This is a genomic window from Pseudomonas sp. RGM 3321 (assembly GCF_022836805.1).
Taxonomy (GTDB): Bacteria; Pseudomonadota; Gammaproteobacteria; order Pseudomonadales; family Pseudomonadaceae; genus Aquipseudomonas.
Genome location: NZ_JALHBH010000111.1, coordinates 129,922 through 148,584 on the forward strand (window position 1 = coordinate 129,922; position 18,663 = coordinate 148,584).

General features: G+C 59.3%; 16 protein-coding genes. 8 read left to right on the top strand and 8 right to left on the bottom strand.

The window, feature by feature from the left end:
- The first annotated feature begins 111 nt into the window (after positions 1-111).
- The 3 genes from RGM3321_RS15415 to gshA all read left to right on the top strand — a co-directional run bounded on the left by RGM3321_RS15415 (position 112) and on the right by gshA (position 4,651).
- Positions 112-2,433: a Tex family protein gene (locus RGM3321_RS15415; RefSeq protein ID WP_244393772.1), complete on the top strand. Its 2,322-nt coding sequence runs from the start codon at positions 112-114 to the stop codon at positions 2,431-2,433.
- Entirely contained in the window at positions 2,433-2,816 is a 384-nt protein-coding gene (locus RGM3321_RS15420; protein ID WP_244393773.1) for a PaaI family thioesterase, read from the top strand. Before RGM3321_RS15415 ends, RGM3321_RS15420 begins: the two co-directional genes overlap by 1 nt.
- Positions 2,817-3,058: 242 nt before the next feature.
- Positions 3,059-4,651: a glutamate--cysteine ligase gene (gene gshA / locus RGM3321_RS15425; RefSeq protein WP_244393774.1), complete on the top strand. Its 1,593-nt coding sequence runs from the start codon at positions 3,059-3,061 to the stop codon at positions 4,649-4,651.
- A 312-nt stretch (positions 4,652-4,963) separates the two neighbouring features.
- Here gshA and argA read toward each other — a convergent pair whose 3' ends face one another.
- Complete coding sequence (gene argA, locus RGM3321_RS15430) at positions 4,964-6,262, bottom strand: amino-acid N-acetyltransferase (protein ID WP_002555672.1); 1,299 nt, start codon at positions 6,260-6,262, stop codon at positions 4,964-4,966.
- A 126-nt stretch (positions 6,263-6,388) separates the two neighbouring features.
- Positions 6,389-7,537, bottom strand: a complete 1,149-nt coding sequence (argE, locus tag RGM3321_RS15435) for an acetylornithine deacetylase (protein WP_244393775.1) — start codon at positions 7,535-7,537, stop codon at positions 6,389-6,391.
- Between the two features lie 163 nt (positions 7,538-7,700).
- Between argE and RGM3321_RS15440 the strand changes: the two genes are divergently transcribed.
- A complete protein-coding gene (locus tag RGM3321_RS15440; RefSeq protein ID WP_244393776.1) occupies positions 7,701-9,068 on the top strand; it encodes a CYTH domain-containing protein in 1,368 nt (455 codons plus the stop codon).
- A gap of 235 nt (positions 9,069-9,303) precedes the next feature.
- Here RGM3321_RS15440 and RGM3321_RS15445 read toward each other — a convergent pair whose 3' ends face one another.
- On the bottom strand, positions 9,304-9,783 hold the full coding sequence (locus RGM3321_RS15445) for an Lrp/AsnC family transcriptional regulator (RefSeq protein ID WP_244393777.1): 480 nt from the start codon (positions 9,781-9,783) through the stop codon (positions 9,304-9,306).
- A 124-nt stretch (positions 9,784-9,907) separates the two neighbouring features.
- Here RGM3321_RS15445 and RGM3321_RS15450 point away from each other — a divergent pair, with 124 nt between their 5' ends.
- From RGM3321_RS15450 to RGM3321_RS15460, 3 genes are all read left to right on the top strand, one after another.
- Positions 9,908-10,255, top strand: coding sequence for a hypothetical protein (locus RGM3321_RS15450; protein WP_244393778.1), 348 nt, complete (start codon positions 9,908-9,910; stop codon positions 10,253-10,255).
- Between the two features lie 110 nt (positions 10,256-10,365).
- Positions 10,366-12,150 (top strand): GspE/PulE family protein, encoded by a 1,785-nt coding sequence (locus tag RGM3321_RS15455; RefSeq protein ID WP_244393779.1) that lies wholly within the window; start codon positions 10,366-10,368, stop codon positions 12,148-12,150.
- A gap of 142 nt (positions 12,151-12,292) precedes the next feature.
- Positions 12,293-12,613, top strand: coding sequence for a DUF2388 domain-containing protein (locus RGM3321_RS15460; RefSeq protein ID WP_002551535.1), 321 nt, complete (start codon positions 12,293-12,295; stop codon positions 12,611-12,613).
- Between the two features lie 69 nt (positions 12,614-12,682).
- On the opposite strand, the gene gcvH is transcribed toward RGM3321_RS15460, so the two are convergent.
- The 5 genes from gcvH to RGM3321_RS15485 form a co-directional block, all read right to left on the bottom strand.
- Positions 12,683-13,069, bottom strand: coding sequence for a glycine cleavage system protein GcvH (gene gcvH, locus RGM3321_RS15465; protein ID WP_244393780.1), 387 nt, complete (start codon positions 13,067-13,069; stop codon positions 12,683-12,685).
- Positions 13,070-13,112: 43 nt separating this feature from the next.
- The gene (gcvT, locus tag RGM3321_RS15470; RefSeq protein WP_244393781.1) at positions 13,113-14,195 is read right to left on the bottom strand and encodes a glycine cleavage system aminomethyltransferase GcvT; all 1,083 of its coding nucleotides are present in this window, start codon (positions 14,193-14,195) and stop codon (positions 13,113-13,115) included.
- A 151-nt stretch (positions 14,196-14,346) separates the two neighbouring features.
- Positions 14,347-15,963, bottom strand: a complete 1,617-nt coding sequence (locus RGM3321_RS15475) for an iron ABC transporter permease (protein WP_244393782.1) — start codon at positions 15,961-15,963, stop codon at positions 14,347-14,349.
- 270 nt (positions 15,964-16,233) lie between these two features.
- Positions 16,234-17,235 (bottom strand): extracellular solute-binding protein, encoded by a 1,002-nt coding sequence (locus RGM3321_RS15480; protein ID WP_244393783.1) that lies wholly within the window; start codon positions 17,233-17,235, stop codon positions 16,234-16,236.
- 109 nt (positions 17,236-17,344) lie between these two features.
- Complete coding sequence (locus RGM3321_RS15485; protein WP_244393784.1) at positions 17,345-18,052, bottom strand: Crp/Fnr family transcriptional regulator; 708 nt, start codon at positions 18,050-18,052, stop codon at positions 17,345-17,347.
- Between the two features lie 81 nt (positions 18,053-18,133).
- Between RGM3321_RS15485 and RGM3321_RS15490 the strand changes: the two genes are divergently transcribed.
- Positions 18,134-18,658, top strand: coding sequence for an Mpo1-like protein (locus tag RGM3321_RS15490; protein ID WP_244393785.1), 525 nt, complete (start codon positions 18,134-18,136; stop codon positions 18,656-18,658).
- Positions 18,659-18,663 lie beyond the last annotated feature (5 nt).

An 18,663-nucleotide genomic window follows, 5' to 3' on the forward strand; every position in this document is an offset into this window, starting at 1 on the left:
CGCCGACCTTATGGCAGTTCGACATCACTGAAAATAAATGCTGGCGGACGATATTCAGGCAAGGCAATTCGTACATAGCCCAGTTTTTTGCTCACAACTCCAGGTGGTTTTATGGACAGCATCAACAGCCGCATCGCCGAAGAACTCGGCGTACGCCCACAACAGGTCGCAGCGGCCGTAGCACTACTGGATGAAGGCTCGACCGTGCCCTTCATTTCCCGCTACCGCAAGGAAGTGACCGGCAGTCTTGATGACACGCAATTGCGCCATCTGGAAGAACGCCTGCGCTATCTGCGTGAGCTGGATGACCGGCGCGTCAGCATTCTTGCCAGCATCGAAGAGCAAGGCAAGCTGACCCCGGAGCTGGCTCGCGACATCAAGCTGGCCGACACCAAGACCCGCCTTGAAGATTTGTACCTGCCTTATAAGCAGAAACGTCGCACCAAGGGCCAGATCGCCCTTGAAGCCGGCCTGGGCGAATTGGCCGACGGCCTGTTCAACGACCCGAGCCTGACTCCGGACGCCGAAGCAGCCCGTTTTGTCGACGCAGAGAAAGGCGTGGCCGATGTCAAAGCTGCGCTGGAAGGCGCCAAGTACATCCTGATGGAGCGCTTTGCCGAAGACGCATCGTTGCTCGACAAGCTGCGCAGCTTCCTCAAGCAGGAAGCGGTAATCAGCGCACGCGTGGTGCCGGGCAAGGAAGAGGAAGGTGCCAAGTTTCGCGATTATTTCGAACACGACGAGCCGCTCAAGAGCATGCCGTCGCATCGTGCGCTGGCGATTTTCCGCGGCCGCAACGAAGGTTTTCTCAGCTCCGCATTGAAAGTCGGTGAAGAACTGCCGGGTGCCATGCACCCTTGTGAACTGATGATCGGTGAACGCTTCGGCATCCAGAACCAGAGCCGCCCTGCAGACAAATGGCTGGCCGAAGTGGTGCGCTGGACCTGGAAGGTCAAGTTGTACAGCCACTTGGAAACCGACCTGCTGGGCGAGTTGCGCGACGGCGCGGAAACCGAAGCCATCAACGTTTTCGCCCACAACCTGCACGACCTGCTGCTCGCCGCCCCGGCTGGCCAGCGCGCCACACTGGGCCTGGACCCAGGCCTGCGCACCGGCTGCAAGGTCGCTGTGGTGGACGCCACCGGTAAATTGCTCGACTACGCGACCGTTTACCCGCATGTGCCGAAGAACCAGTGGGATCAGACCATCGCCGTGCTGGCTGCCCTGTGCGCCAAGCACTCGGTCGACCTGATCGCTATCGGCAACGGCACCGCCAGCCGCGAAACCGACAAGCTGGCCGCCGACCTGATCAAAAAATACCCAGATCTGAAAATGACCAAGGTTATGGTTTCCGAAGCAGGCGCATCGGTTTATTCCGCGTCGGAACTGGCCGCCAAGGAATTCCCGGACCTCGACGTATCGATCCGTGGCGCGGTCTCCATCGCCCGTCGCTTGCAGGACCCGCTCGCCGAGCTGGTGAAAATCGATCCGAAGTCCATTGGTGTCGGCCAGTATCAGCATGACGTCTCGCAGCTCAAACTGGCGCGCGGTCTGGACGCAGTGGTTGAAGACTGCGTGAACGCGGTGGGCGTGGACGTGAACACTGCCTCCGTGGCGCTGCTGGCACGCATTTCCGGCCTCAACACCACGCTGGCGCAGAACATCGTTGCGCATCGCGATGAAAACGGCGCGTTCAAGACGCGTGCAGCGCTGAAAAAAGTCAGTCGTCTGGGCGAAAAGACCTTTGAACAGGCCGCAGGCTTCCTGCGCGTCATGACCGGTGACAACCCGCTGGACTCTTCTGCCGTTCACCCGGAAGCCTATCCGCTGGTGCAGCGTATTGCGGCAGAAACCGACCGCGATATTCGCTCGCTGATTGGCGATGCGAGCTTTCTCAAGCGCCTGGACCCGAAGAAATTCACCGACGAGACCTTTGGTCTGCCGACCGTGACCGACATTCTGCAGGAACTCGAAAAACCGGGTCGCGACCCGCGTCCGGAGTTCAAGACGGCAGAGTTTCAGGAAGGTGTCGAAGAACTCAAGGACCTGCAACCGGGCATGATTCTCGAAGGTGTGGTCACCAACGTCACCAACTTCGGTGCATTCGTCGATATCGGCGTGCATCAGGACGGTCTGGTCCACATCTCGGCGTTGTCCGAGAAGTTCATCAAGGACCCGCGTGAAGCGGTCAAGGCCGGTGATGTGGTGAAAGTGAAGGTCATGGAAGTCGACATTCCGCGCAAACGCGTCGGTCTGTCGATGCGCATGAGCGATACGCCCGGCGAGAAGATCGACGGTGCACGCGGTGCCCGTCCAGGTTCTTCGCCTCGCCAGCAGAACAACGCCCCGCGCAAGGAAACCACGACACCGGCGCCCATCAACAACGCTATGGCTTCGCTGTTTGCCAATGCCAAGCAGTTGAAGAAGCGCTGATGGACATTCCTGAAGATCTGACCCACAGCGCCTACTTCAAGATGCTCGGCTGCGAACTGCGGCGTCTGGACGAAGGCGTGGCCGAGGTTGCGTTGCCGCTGGAGGCGCATCTGCGCAATCGCGGCAACGTCATGCACGGCGGGGCAATCTTCAGTCTGGTCGATATTGCCATGGGGCTGGCCTGTTCCAGCTCCCACGGTTTTGACCAGCGAAGTGTCACCATCGAGTGCAAGATCAACTACGTGCGCGGCGTGTCCGATGGCGAGGTGTTATGCATCGCCAGGGTGCTGCATGCGGGCCGCAGGACGCTGGTCGTCGAGGCGGAGGTCGTTCAGGGCGACAAGCTTGTTGCGAAAGCTCAGGGCACATTCGCGGTCATCTAGACTGCGATAAAGGCTGATGAAAGCAATCACTGTGAACAGAACCTAGCCGTATCGACATCATTTGGGTTAATTTCGGCACCATTAGCTTGGTGCCGAGTCCATTTGGGTGGTACGACATAGAGCAGTGATTGTGAACAGGCGCTACAGACCAACCAGGCGACTACGCCAGTTCCTTTCTTCACCCTTGTAGACCGTCAAGTCCACCCCTATATCGGGGCGACCGATGCGTGAAGGATTACACCTTGAGCGAACTTTTAAACCGTCGTCTTGCGTTGCTCGGCGAGCGCAACAACCTCTCTCTGCTGGAGCAGTGCCTGCACGGTATCGAGCGCGAGTGCCTGCGCGTTACCGCAACGGCAGAACTGGCACAGACGCCTCACCCGCAAGCTCTGGGTGCTGCCCTGACCAATGGTCAGGTCACGACCGACTATTCCGAATCGCTGCTGGAGTTCATCACGCCTGCGCTGAAGAACCCGGCCGAGACCATCGACAGCCTGGACAGGATCCATCGCTTCGCCTACAGCAAGCTGGGCGACGAGTTGCTCTGGAGCCCGTCGATGCCCTGCCCGCTGCCCGATGAAGAGCACATACCGATTGCCTACTACGGCACGTCGAACATCGGCAAGCTCAAATACGTGTACCGCAAAGGCCTGGCGCTGCGCTATGGCAAGACCATGCAGTGCATCGCCGGCATTCACTACAATTTCTCGTTGCCGGAAGACGCCTGGGCACTGCTCAAGCAGACCGAAGACTTCGCTGGCGACGCGCGCGACTACCAGTCGCACTCCTACATCGCGCTGATCCGTAACTTTCGCCGCTACAGCTGGCTGCTGATGTACCTGTTCGGTGCTTCACCAGCGCTGGACGCAGGCTTCCTGCGCGGCCGTAAACATCAGCTGGAACAACATTTCGACGCCGATACCCTGTATCTGCCGTACGCTACCAGCCTGCGCATGAGCGATCTGGGCTATCAAAGCGACGCCCAGGCCGACCTGACCCCTTGCTACAACGACTTGGTCAGCTACACCGACAGCCTGCGCAAGGCCGTGGCCACGCCTTATAAGCCTTACGTCGAGATTGGCACTCATGCCCAGAACGGCGAGTGGGTTCAACTGAACACCAACGTGCTGCAGATCGAGAACGAGTACTACTCCAACATTCGCCCCAAGCGTGTGACCTATAGCGGCGAGCGCCCTATTCAGGCGCTGGTGGCCCGTGGTGTGCAGTACGTTGAAGTGCGCTGCCTGGACATCAACCCGTTCCTGCCTACCGGCATCAGCCTGGAGCAATCACGCTTCATCGATGCGTTCGTGCTGTACTGCGCGCTTGAGGAAAGCCAGCAACTGGCCAGCCATGAGTGTTCCAATGCAAGCTCGAACTTCCTGGCAGTGGTCAAGGAAGGTCGCCGTCCGGACCTGAACCTGCAGCGCAACAACAGCCCTGTTGATCTCAAGACCTGGGCAAGCGAGCTGCTGGAAAAAATCACACCGATTGCCCGACTGCTGGATCAGGCCCAGGGCATTGACGAGCACATCAAGTCGATTGCCGTGCAACAGGCAAAGATCGACGATGCGTCGCTCACACCTTCCGCCCAGGTGCTGGCCAGCATGAAAGCGCATAACGAGGGCTTTACCGCTTTCTCTTTGCGCCAGAGTCAGGCCCATGCCGAATACTTCCGTACTCACCCGCTGAGCGCTCAGGAACAGGCAGACTTCGAAGCCCAGGCCAAAACCTCGATCGAAGAACAGGCCGAACTGGAAGCAACGGAAGAAGTGGTGGATTTCGACACGTTTGTCGGGTCGTATCAGGCGAGCATTCTGTCGATCAGTAACTGATCGTGCAATTACTGTGGGGAGATTGCTCACGAAGGTGCCGGTGCAGGCGCGACTATCGTGCGGCGCTCTGCGTCGCATGCCTTTCTGGACGCTCCGCGTCCTCTTGACGACGCAGGCGTCGAGAACTGCATTCCCACGCGGAGCGTGAGGAACGATCATCTCAACTATCGTGCCCAATGCTCTGCGCTTCTGCCCGAAGGGCGTGGGTGAGCTTGCTCACGAAAGGGACGGTTCAAACGCCCCTTTCTGGGGGCTTGTTCCAGCCTCTTCGTGAGCAAACTCACTCCCACAAAATATAGTCCGCCCCCAGGCTTAAATCGCCTTTTCGAAGATCTTCGAATTACGCTGGTAGTTGTACAGCGACGCGCGGGCGCTTGGCAGGCGGTCGACGCTGCTGGGCTCGAAGCCGCGCTCACGGAACCAGTGTGCGGTACGGGTGGTGAGGACGAACAGGGTCTTGATACCCAGCGCTCTGGCGCGGTTTTCAATGCGCTCCAGCAGCTCGTCCCCGCGCCCACCGTGGCGATATTCCGGATTGACGGCCAGACACGCCAGTTCGCCTGACTCCGAATCGGCAATCGGGTACAGCGCCGCGCAGGCGATGATCAGCCCTTCCCGCTCGACCACGCTGAACTGGGTGATCTCGCGCTCCAGCACTTCGCGAGAGCGACGTACCAGAATACCCTGCTCTTCCAGCGGCGTGATCAGGTCCATCAAGCCGCCGACGTCCTCAATGGCCGCTTCGCGCACCAGTTCGAACTGCTCCTGCGCAACCAGCGTACCGCCACCGTCGCGGGTAAACAGCTCGGTCAGCAATGCACCATTCTCGGCATAGCTGACGATATGGCTGCGCGCCACGCCACCGCGACAGGCCTCGGCCGCGGCATCGAGCAATTCAGCCTGATAGTTGGCGCCCAGACGCTGCAGGTGCGCAGGCACCTGTTGCGGACGCAGCTCGCGCACCAGTCGGCCCTGCTCGTCCAGCAACCCGGTTTCGGCACCGAACAACAGCAGTTTGTCGGCAGCCAGATCAATGGCGGCGCGCGTGGCGACGTCTTCACAGGCCAGATTGAAAATCTCGCCGGTCGGTGAATAGCCCAGCGGCGACAGCAGCACAATATGACGCTCATCCAGCAGGCGATTGATGCCCTTGCGGTCAACCCGACGCACTTCACCGGTGTGCTGATAATCGACACCTTCCAGCACGCCGATAGGTCGCGCAGTCACCACGTTGCCACTGGTCACTCGCAGCCGCGAGCCCTGCATCGGTGAGGCAGCCATGTCCATCGACAGGCGCGCCTCGATCGAGATGCGCAGCTGACCCACAGCATCGATCACGCACTCCAGGGTTTCGGTATCGGTGATGCGCATGTCGCGATGGTAACGCGGTGTAATGCCGCGCTGGGCCAGACGGCTTTCGATCTGTGGGCGCGAGCCGTGCACCAGCACCAGTCGCACACCCAGACTGTGCAACAGCACCAGGTCGTGGACGATATTGCCGAAGTTAGGGTGCGCAACACCGTCGCCGGGCAGCATGACGACGAAGGTGCAGTCACGGTGAGCATTGATGTACGGAGACGCGTGGCGAAGCCAGTTGACGTATTCGGGCATGACAACAAGAGCCTGTAGAGAAAATGGACGAAGAGAAAAAGCACGCACAACGGTGTGGTGGTTATCGTCGGAACAGGCTTGGCAACACGCGCAATCTCCTTGTATTCAACGTTGGCAATACCGGGCTCACTGGGGAGTCAGGCAGTAATGTTCGATCAATTGACGTAACAGACGCACTGTAGGGTCCAGACGTGACATTTCGAGGTATTCCCCCGGCTGATGCGCACAGGCGATATCGCCCGGGCCGAGCACCAGCGTTTCACAACCAAGGCGCTGAAGATAAGGCGCTTCGGTGCCGAATGCTACTGCTGCAGCCGTATGACCGGTCAGTCGTTCAGCAACGCGCACAAGTTCAGCGTCAGCAGCCTGTTCGAAGGGCGCACACTCGGGGAATAGCGGCGCATAGTCAATCTGTACCTGGTGCAGCTCGGCCAGCGGCTCAAGCTTATGGCGAATGGCTGCCCGCAGCACCTCCGGGTCCATGCCCGGCAATGGGCGCAGGTCGAATTCCAGCGAGCACTGGCCACATATCCGGTTCGGGTTGTCGCCACCATGAATGCAGCCCAGGTTCAGGGTCGGTTGCGGCACCGTGAACTGCGGGTTGCGGTATTGCGCCTGCCATTGCGTACGCAGGCCCTTGAGTTCGCTGATCGCGTCGTGCATCGCCTCCAGCGCGCTGTGGCCAAGGCTGGGGTCTGAAGAATGGCCGCTGCGCCCGAGGATGTGGATGCGTTCCATCATTACGCCTTTGTGCAGGCGAATCGGCTTGAGCCCGGTCGGCTCTCCGATAACTGCTGCGCGGCCCAGCGGACGTCCGGCCTCTGCCAGTGCACGGGCACCAGCCATCGAGCTTTCTTCATCGCAGGTAGCGAGGATCAGCAGCGGCTGTTTGAACGGCTGATCGATAAGCCCACGCACCGCCTCGATGATCAGCGCAAAGAAGCCTTTCATGTCGCAGCTGCCCAGCCCGACCCAGCGGCCATCGACTTCGGTGAGCTTCAACGGGTCGGTTTTCCACAGCGCTTCGTCGAACGGCACGGTGTCGCTGTGGCCCGCCAGTACCAGGCCGCCCGGGCCTGTTCCGAAGGTCGCCAGCAGATTGAACTTGCCGGGGGAAACCTGCTGGATGTCGCAGGCAAAACCCAGATCCCCGAGCCATCCGGCGAGCAGATCAATGACAGGCCGGTTGGTCTGGTCCAGAGAAGGCTGCGTGCAGCTCACCGATGGCGCAGCGATCAAGGCGGCGAACTGGTCTTTCATGGACGGCAACGGCATGGACGCTTCCTGTAATCAAGACGAAACACGGCCCATCATAGGGCCATAGCAACCCAGGAATAAACCGTTTCGGGCCATGTCCTGTACACTGACGGCCTTAGCAGCCGTTCAGTCATGGGCTGCGCTCCCGTTTATCAGTATCAGCGTTTGGATTCCCCCGGCCATGCAAAAAGAAACAGAAATCAAACTCCGCGTCAGCCGCGAGACCCTCGCTGCACTGCGCGAACACCCGTTGCTCAAGAAGCGCAACAAGAGTGGCTGGGAGCGCCTTGAACTGTCGAACCAGTATTTCGATACGCCAGAGGGCGAGCTGGCACAAGCCAAAGTCGCCCTGCGCATCCGTCGCGATGGCGATCAGATCATCCAGACCATGAAGACGCGCGGGCAAAGCGTTGCTGGCCTGTCAGAGCGCAATGAATACAACTGGGACCTGAGCAAAGCCAAGCTCGACCTGAAAAAGCTCGAAGGCGATTGCTGGCCCGAGCAATTGGCCGGGCTGGACAAGAAAACCATCAAGCCCTTGTTCACCACCGATTTCATCCGTGAAAAGGCCGAAATTGCCTGGGGTCGTGGCAAGGCCAAAGTGGTGATCGAAGCTGCGTTGGACCTGGGCCAGGTGGTTGCGGGCAAGCAGAAGGAAGAAATCTGCGAGCTGGAGCTTGAGCTGCGCGAGGGCGAGCCTGCCGCGTTGCTGGAACTGGCCGCCGAGCTGGCTGCAACCCTGCCATTGATGCCGTGTGACATCAGCAAGGCGGAACGCGGTTATCGCCTGCTTGATGCCAGCAGCTACTCGCTAAGCCTGTCGGCACCCGCACTGAACGCAGAAATTCCGCTCGACGAAGCCTACTCGGCGCTGGCCTGGCACCTGCTGGGCAGCAGCCAGCGTCTGGCTGAGCAATACCGTTTCAACGGTCACTGGCGTCTGTTGCAGGACTGGGTCGAGATGCTCGCCGAGTTGCGCGCCCTGACCAGCAGCCTTGGCCAGGCCGCCCCACGGACCTCGACCGCGCAACTGCGTACCTCGCTGGACGCGTTGCTGGAGGACTGGCGCCCGCTGGTTCAGGCCGGTCAGGAAGATGCCGATGTACGCGGTGCCGCCCACGAGCAGTTTCTGGAAGAGTTGCAGGACACCCGTTGGGGCGAGTTCTCGCTGAACACCTCGCGCTGGTTGCTGGCGCGCACCTGGACCACAGAGCGCAACACCCGCGGCAATCGTCAGGGCGCTGCGCTGTTGAGCAGCTGGCTGCCGCGCCTGTTGGGTGAAGAAGCAACATCGCTGCAACTGAGCCGCTATCAGCAGCAGCCTGAAGACCTGGCCGAACAACTACCGCGCATCGAGCGCATCCAGGCCTGGCTGCACTGGGCACGCGGCGCGCTGGACCTGCCGGAGCTGGACCGCCTGTACGGCGAACTGCGCAAGCTGGAAGAACTGGCCAATCTGGACATAAGCGATGAAGTCCTTGATGCACGCGTGCAACAGGCAATCACCGTATTCCAGAGCCGCGCGTGGAAAACCCTGCTGCGCTTGTAAGGGTTGGATTTCGTGGCGTTGATTATCGTCCCCACGCTCCGCGTCCGATCTTGAGTGTGCGGCGCGGCGCAAATTTGTGACGCAGAGCGTCACGAACTGCATGCCAACGCGGAGCATTGGCACGATGGTCATCTTGATGCGTCATTTAACTATCGTCCCCACGCTCCGCGTGGGGACGCCGTTCTGGACGCTCTGCGTCCGATCTTGAGCATGCGGGATGGTCAAAAGCGCACGTTCAGCCACCCTGGCGCAGCAGCGGCAGGCTGGTGGTGGATTTGATCTCTGACAGCGCCACTGTCGAGTTCACTTCCTGGATGCCGGGCACCAGCGAGAGCTTTTCGAAGAAGAACCGCTCGTATGCCTCAATGTCCGGCGTCACGATACGCAGCAGAAAATCCACTGACCCCATCAGCACATAGCACTCCAAAACCTCTGGAAACCCCCGAATCGCGTCGGTGAACTCGGTGAAGTTGGAGCGCCCGTGGGCGTTGAGTTTTACCTCGGCGAAGATCTGTGTGTTCAGGCCGATTTTCTTGCGATCCAGCAACGCAACCTGACGACGGATGACCCCTTCATCCTTGAGCCGCTGAATACGACGCCAACAAGGCGACTGCGACAGCCCGACCTGCTCGGCAATCTGCGCGCTGGAGAGCGACGCGTCCTCTTGCAGCAGCGCCAGAATCTTGCGGTCGTAAACGTCCAGCTCGATTTGCATAATTAATTTCCCGACTTGGCTTTTTACGCATTAACAAGTCCAGACAAGCCTAATCCAGATGATGATGGACCAGAAATTTCTTTTTCCGCATGTAAAGATTCTCCCACTGTTCTGGAGTATCCACATGCCTGACCTGCAAGCCGTTACCGCCCCTTTGCAGCGCCCCGACAACTGGTCATCCAGCAATGCGGCATGCTGTGCGCGCTACCAAATTGTTGCCGCAGCCGAGCCGGCGCTGCTCTGTCAGGTGCTGAACCTGTTTGCAATGCAGTACCTGATTCCCGACCAGCTCAGTGTGGCGCAGCAAGAGAAGACGCTGCTCATCGACCTGCAAGTTGCCAGCCTGAGCTGGCACAGAGCGCAAGTAATCGGCGAAAAAATGCGCAACCTGATCGATGTCTGCTCGGTGGAAGTCGAACAGCTCGACGCGCAGAACAGCCCGCAAACGCATGTGGCGCTGGCGACCGGCTGAATCAATTTAGCCGCTCCGGTAATTCCCGGTCGCATAGAACGAGTAACGCTGTCACGCTTGGCGTCTACTCTTGTTCATCGCCCAATGACGAAATGCCTCAAGGAGCGCACATGGCAGCCCTGGCCCCCTCTTCACAGGATCGCTGGCTTGATCTGAATGATGTGCTGCGAGATCTGGTTGCCGAAGGCTATCTCGGCCAGGACGACGCAGAAACGGCACTCACACAGCGTCGCAGTGCGGTGAACATCCAGCTGCATCCTCTCGAATTTCTCGCTTCGCTGCAGTTTGACGACTTGAAGCGGCCTGGCAAGAAGCTGGACCTGGAAACCCTGACAGGCTGGCTGGCAAAAGCCTGTGGCCAGCCCTACATGCGCATCGACCCGCTGAAAATCAACGTGGCAGCCGTCACGCCATTGATGTCCTACGCCTTTGCCCAGCGCCACAAGATTCTGGCCGTGGCGGTTGACCGCGAGTCGGTGACCATCGCCAGCGCCCAACCCTACGTGCGCTCTTGGGAAGGCGATCTTGCGCATGTGCTCAAGCTGCAGATCAAGCGTGTGGTCGCCAACCCGACAGACATTCAACGCATGGCGATGGAGTTTTTCAGGCTGGCCAAGTCGGTCAGCGGTGCCAGCGCGTCTGATCAGAAAATGAGCAACATGGGCAACTTCGAACAGTTGCTCAAGCTTGGTGCCAGTGATCAGGAGCCGGACGCCAACGACGCGCACATCGTCAATATCGTCGACTGGCTGTTCCAGTACGCATTTCAGCAGCGCGCCAGCGATATTCATATCGAGCCGCGCCGCGAACAGGGCACGGTACGGTTTCGCATCGACGGCGTGCTGCATAACGTTTACCAGTTTCCGGCGCAGGTGATCATGGCGATTGTCAGCCGCCTGAAAAGCCTTGGCCGGATGAACGTCGCCGAAAAACGCAAACCACAGGACGGGCGGGTCAAAACCACCACACCTGAAAATCGCGAGGTGGAACTGCGCCTGTCGACCCTGCCGACGGCGTTCGGCGAAAAGATGGTGATGCGGATCTTCGACCCCGAGGTGCTGCTCAAGGACTTCGACCAGTTGGGCTTTTCCAGTGATGATCTGCGTCGCTGGCAGGAAATGACCCGTCAGCCCAACGGCATCATCCTGGTCACTGGCCCGACCGGTTCGGGCAAGACCACCACGCTGTACACCACCCTCAAGAAGCTGGCGACCTCTGAAGTCAATCTCTGCACCATCGAAGACCCTATCGAGATGGTCGAGCCGGCCTTCAACCAGATGCAGGTGCAGCACAATATCGATCTGAGTTTTGCCGCTGGCGTGCGCGCCTTGATGCGACAAGACCCGGATATCATCATGATCGGCGAAATTCGCGACCTGGAGACGGCTGAAATGGCCATTCAGGCGGCACTGACCGGTCATTTGGTGCTGTCGACGCTGCACACCAACGATGCACCCAGCGCCATCAGCCGCATGCTCGAACTGGGTGTGCCGCATTACCTGCTCAAGGCAACCATCCTTGGCGTCATGGCCCAGCGTCTGGTGCGGACCCTGTGCCCGCACTGCAAGGCGCCGATCAACCTGAACGAAACCGACTGGCAAACCCTGACCCGCCCCTGGCAGGCCCCCGTGCCGCCCGGCGCGCATCAGGCGGTCGGTTGTGTGGAATGTCGCGATACCGGCTATCGGGGCCGCGCCGGGGTTTACGAGATCATGGTCATGTCCGATAACATCAAGGCATTGATTTCCGCGGACCTGGACCTGACCGCCATGCGTCGCCAGGCCTTCAAGGAAGGGACGCGCAGTTTGCGTCTGTCCGGTGCCCAGAAAGTCTCGGCAGGGCTGACTACACTTGAGGAAGTGCTGCGAGTGACACCGCAAAGCGAGCAACGCTGATCAGGGTTGGAAGCGTTGTTCCAGACGCCTGTGCATCGTGGTGATGCCAGCTAAAGTGAACTACTTGGTACACCTTGATTGAACTAGTTCGTGGCTTTGGCTATCCAACCCCTCAGAACAACCACAGTTGGAGTAACTCATCATGCGTCTCAAGTTTGCTGTCGCCACCGTAGCCTTGCTTTCTATCCCAATGGGTTCAGCGATGGCTGACACCTTCTGGCGTAATGTGTTGTCCTCGGGTGCCACTACCGGTTCGACTTACCTGACCTTCAAGGATCACAAGCTGATAGTTGCCGCACAGGATGACGCAGGCAGCTTCGTTGCCAGCGACGGCGGCATCCGCGGTCCGTTCCTGGAAGCTGCCATCGAACAGGTACGCAAAGACAATCCCGGCCTGAAAGCCACCGACATGGAACTGGCCAACGCGATCCTGGATAAAAATCTGGTCGCTGAAAACCAGTAAGCCCTGCTGGCAAATACTGCGCATAAAAAATGCCGCTCGATGAGCGGCATTTTTTTGTCCGGCAATCGGTTATTCGCCGATCGCGCTCTTGTAACCCGCAGCATCCAGCAATTTGACCAGATCGGCTTCAGCGGCAGTTGGCTTGAGCTTGAAGATCCAGGCGCTGTACGGCTCGCTGTTGAGCAACTCGGGCGAATCGCCCAGCGCTTCATTGACTTCGATTACTTCACCGGCAACCGGCGAGTAGATATCCGAGGCGGCCTTGACCGACTCGACGACACCAGCAGTATCAGCGGCAGCAAACACTTTGCCGACTTCCGGCAGCTCGACGAAAACCACATCGCCCAGCGCTTCCTGTGCGTGGTCCGAGATGCCGACGGTCACGGTGCCATCTGCTTCAAGACGTGCCCATTCATGACTTTCGGCGAAACGCAGCTCGGCGGGAATATTGCTCATTTAGTCATCCTCAACATCGGGTCAGCGGAAAACCCGCCATAGGTTAGATCAGGGTCTTGCCGTGGCGCACAAACGCTGGCTGCACCACCCGTACCGGATACCACTTGCCACGGATTTCCACCTCGGCCCGGTCAGCAGTTGCCATCGGAACGCGCGCCAGAGCAATGGATTTGCTCAGCGTAGGAGAGAAACTACCACTGGTGATCTCTCCTTCGCCAATTTCTGCGACACGTACCACCTGATGCGCCCGTAAAACACCGCGCTCTTCAAGCACCAGGCCAACGAGTTTGAAGGTGATGCCTTCGGCTCGTTCGCTCTCCAGCGCCTGACGCCCGATGAAATGACGGTCGGCAGGTTCCCAGGCAATGCTCCAGGCCATATTCGACGCCAGCGGTGAAACATGCTCACCGATGTCCTGACCATACAGGTTCATGCCTGCCTCCAGGCGCAACGTATCGCGAGCGCCCAGACCGATCGGGGAGATACCCGCGCCGACCAGTTCATTGAAAAAGCGCTGGGCCTCTTCGGCAGGCAGCATGATTTCCAGACCGTCTTCACCGGTATAACCGGTGCGCGCGATGAACCAGTCGCCATCATCAAGACCTTCAAACGGCTTGAGCTGGTTGATCAGTTCGGCGCGGGCGCTTGAAACCAGCTCGGCAATACGGGTTCTGGCCTTTGGCCCTTGAATCGCGAGCATCGCCATTTCACTGCGCGCGATCAGTTGTACATCGAAGACGCCCAGCTGCGACTGCATCCAGGCAAGATCCTTGACCCCGGTCGCGGCGTTGACAACCAGCCGATAACCTTCGGGCGTGAGGTAGACGATCATGTCATCGATAACCCCGCCTCTTTCGTCCAGCATGGCGCTGTACAAGGCTCGGCCCGGGGTCTTCAGCTTGTCCACATCGTTGGCCAGCAGGTAACGCAGCCAGGTTCTGGCTTGACGGCCAACCACATCAATCACGTTCATGTGAGAGACATCGAAGACCCCACAGTCGCGACGCACCTGATGGTGTTCCTCGACCTGCGATCCGTAATGCAACGGCATGTCCCAGCCACCAAAATCGACCATCTTCGCGCCAAGGGCGAGATGCAGGTCGAACAGGGGGGTACGCTGTCCCATGGGTTTCTCCTTCCGGGCGTGGCGAAGGTGCGGGCAGAAAAGATCGGCAAGCCCCAATAAACCGGAGTTTGCAGCACTTACAACTGGCCGAATTTTCTGTCAGACCGCACCAATTGCGGCGCATTGTAGCCGCAAGGTGAAGGACCCGCACCTAGCCAATCTGACGGGCAGAGCGACGAATCAACCCGATGACGGGTAATAATCCTACAAGCACCAGCGACAAAGCTGGCAATGCCGCTCGTGCCCACTCCCCCTCGCTGGTCATCTCAAACACGCGTACCGCCAGCGTATCCCAGCCAAACGGGCGCATCAGCAGGGTCGCAGGCATCTCTTTGAGTACATCGACGAACACCAGCAACGCAGCGCTCAAGGCTCCCGGAACCAAAAGCGGCAGATACACGTTGAGAAACAACTTTGGTCCGCTGACCCCCAGACTGCGTGCGGCTTCAGGCAATGAGGGACGGATACGCGACAGGCTGTGCTCCAGCGGCCCGAAGGCAACCGCGATGAAACGTACAAGGTAAGCCAGCAGCAGCGCCGAAAGGCTGCCCAGCAACAACGGCTTGCCTGCACCGCCCAGCCAGCCGGAAAGCGGAACGACCAGCTCACGGTCCAGATAACTGAACGCCAGCATGATTGAAACGGCCAGTACCGAACCTGGCAATGCGTAGCCCAGGTTGGCGAGGCTGACGCCGGAGCGGATCGCAGGCGTGGGCGCCATACGTCGGGCAAACGCCAGAATCAGCGCCACGCTGACAGTGATCAACGCCGCCATGCCACCCAGATAGAGTGTGTGCAGAATCAGACCGGTGTAGCGCTCATCCAGATCGAAGCGACCACGCTGCCAGACCCAGACGATCAATTGCAGCATCGGCACCACGAAGGCACAGAGAAACACCAGCCCACACCAGAAGCTCGCGGCCCATGCCTTGATGCCGCGTAACCGGTAAAGCGCAGCGCCACGCGGCCGCTCGTTGGTCGGTCGACTTGCCCCCCGGGCGCGGCGTTCGCCGTACAGCAGCACCAGAACGGCCAACAGCAGCAGGCTGGCCAGTTGCGCAGCGCTGGACAGGCTGAAGAAGCCGTACCAGGTCTTGTAGATGGCGGTGGTGAACGTGTCGAAGTTGAACACCGATACCGCGCCGAAATCGGCCAGGGTTTCCATCAGCGCCAATGCCACGCCTGCACCGATGGCTGGACGCGCCATTGGCAGCGCCACACGCCAGAACGCCTGCAAGGGCGTGTTGCCCAACACTCGCGCAGCTTCCATCAGCCCCTTGCCCTGCGCCAGAAACGCCGTGCGCGCCAAAAGGTAGACGTAGGGATAGAAGACCAGCACCAGCACGATGATCACCCCACCGGTGGAGCGTACCCGAGGCAGGCGCAGGCCGGAGCCGAACCATTCACGCATAAGAGTTTGTACCGGGCCGGAAAAATCCAGCAGCCCGACAAATACAAACGCCAGTACGTAGGCGGGGATTGCGAACGGCAGCATCAGCGCCCAGTCCAGCCAGCGCCGACCAGGGAATTCACACAGGCTGGTCAGCCACGCCAGACTCACCCCCAGCAGCGTCACACCCACACCGACACCCAGCACCAGAATCAACGTGTTACCCAACAGACGGGACATCTGGGTTTCCAGCAGGTGTGACCATATCTGTTGGTCAATGGTCTCCCACGACAGCAGCAGCACGCTCAGCGGCAATAACACCAGGGCAGCGATGGCGAAGACCAGTGGGTACCAGCGGCGTTGGACAGGATGGGCCAAGGAGGTTCTCGAAATGAGGGGGTTCAAGAGGGTAAGCAGAGCGTGCGCACAGGTCTGCTTCTGATTCTGGCTGAAAGCCGTAGGAGCGGACTTGTCCGCGAAAAGGCCGGTACATTCTCAGAAAATGCACTCTCTGAACTGACGGCTTCGCGGACAAGTCCGCTCCTACGCCCTGCGGGCAGAAGCCTGAAAGCCACGCTTTTCGGGCTATTCAAGATTTGTGTAATGAGCGCGAAGCGTATCAACAAGAGTCAGGCACTGGGTATTAAATCAATTCCAGCCCGCGCGATCCATCATGCGGATCGCTTCTGCCTGACGCTTGCCTGCCACTTCGACCGGAATGGTGTCGGCCTTGAACTGGCCCCAGCTCGCCACTTCTTCCGAGGGCGCCACTTTCGGGTTGGCCGGGAACTCCTGATTGACACTGGAGAAGATCTTCTGCGCATCCGGACCGGTCATCCATTCGACCAGCGCCTTGGCAGCCTCAGGGTGCGGGGCATACTTTGTCAGGCCGATACCCGAAAGGTTTACGTGTACACCCCGGTCTGCCTGATTCGGCCAGAACAGCTTCACCGCCAGGCCAGGTTTTTCCTTGTGCAGGCGCCCGTAATAGTAGGAATTGACGATGCCCACATCGCACTGCCCGGCGTTGATCGCCTCAAGCACTGCGATGTCATCGGAAAAGACATCAGTGGACAGGTTATTCACCCAGCCCTTGAGGATTTTCTCGGATGCTTCGGCACCGTGGGTTTCGATCAACGTGGCGGTCAACGACTGGTTGTAGACCTTCTTCGCGGTGCGCAGGCACAGGCGCCCTTCCCAGTTCTTGTCGGCCAGCGCTTCATACGTGGTCAGTTCGACAGGTTTCACCCGGTCAGTGGAGTAGGCGATGGTTCGTGCGCGAAGGCTCAGGCCGGTCCAGCCGTGAGTGGATGAGCGGTATTGCGGCGGAATGTTGGCTTCTATCACCGGTGAGGTGAATGCCTGCAGGATGCCCATCTGTTCGGCTTGCCAGAGGTTGCCGGCATCGACCGTCAGCAACAGGTCGGCAGTGGCATTCTCGCCCTCGGCCTTGATGCGCTGCATCAATGGCGCTTCCTTGTCGGTGATGAACTTGATCTTCACCCCGGTCCTGGCTGTGTATGCATCGAACACCGGCTTGATCAGCTCGTCGATCCGGGACGAATACACTACCACTTCATCAGCAGCCTGAGCGGTACTGCCCAGTAAAGTCAGTGTCAGAGCAGCCAGAAGACGCTTGCTTGCCTGCATCGGGGTATCTCGCGTTCGCAAATGAGGCGAAATGGTAGTGAATCCCATTTGCTATCTCAATCGAAGAGGCAGCGGAGCCGTTACCGGATGTTTCTGGCTGACAGCCTGATCAGCAAACGGTCCGGGCTTTGGAAAAGTTCGCAACCCTGCGCAGCTTGTCCACATCGAACACTTCCAGCAGCCCTTCTCCCAAGCGCACGATCTTGCGCTCATGCAGATCCCGAAGCACTTCCAGCAAGGCTGGCGGGGAAAGCGCGAGACACTCCACGGCCTGGATGTCCTCCAGCACAATCAGGCGGCGTGCATGGCTCAACGGACCATAACCCTCACTGAGCATCAACAGGCGCCACGCGACCCTCGCTCTGGGAGGCAGTCGGCGCATTTTCTCGGGGTTCTGCAGCGGCAAACCGATTTTCTGGCTGAGTAACGCGGCAAACCAGCGCCAGTATTCCGGGTGCCTGTCGAGCAACTCGACGAGAAACTGCTGAGGGATATGCAGAAAGATGCTCTGCTCCAGCGAGCAAACCTCGAAGCGGCGCGGCAACCCGTCGAACAGCGAGACTTCGCCAAACCACATAGGCGAACGCATCGGCTCCATACCCGAAAGCCGCTGCTCATGGGCAGCTCCGATACGCACACAGCCCTCCAGCAACACATAAACACCGCAGGGCAGATCGCCTTTCTCGAACAGCGTCCTGCCAGGCGTCCTGCGCTGCTGGCGAGAAGCGTCCAGCAGGCTATCCTGCAAACCGGCAGGTAAATGAGAAAACCAGTAATCGGATAGCAATCGTGACCGCCACGACACTCCATTTGTCATTTTTGCTCCCTTTTATTTCAGGCATGCGTGTTGTACAACAATCTTAGCTCAAGCCGATCATCGTCTCAGGCAGGAATAATAATGAAAACCCTTGTCGACCATCTCAGCCAGTACGCTGCGTATCACCGTGATTCACGCAATATCGTGACGCACTTCGTAGGCATTCCGCTGATTGTACTCGCCGTGGCGGTACTTCTGTCGCGTCCGGGCTGGGCTGTAAGCGGCTTGTGGGTTTCGCCCGCGGCCCTGCTTGCTCTGGGTTCGACGATTTTCTATCTGCGGCTGGATCGTGCACTGGGCGTGGTCATGGCAGCGCTGCTGGCACTGTGCATCTGGGCTGGGGCCAACCTTGCGCAACAGGCAACCATGATCTGGCTGAGCGCGGGCGTCGGGCTCTTTGTGATCGGCTGGATCATCCAGTTCATCGGCCATCACTACGAAGGGCGCAAACCGGCGTTTATCGATGACATGACCGGCCTGATCATCGGCCCGCTGTTCGTGATCGCGGAGCTGGCGTTCCTGATGGGTCTGCGCAAACCACTGCAACACGCCATCGAAGAACGCTCCGGCCCGGTGGGGCGCAATATCCGCAAGGCTGCGATGTAGCGACC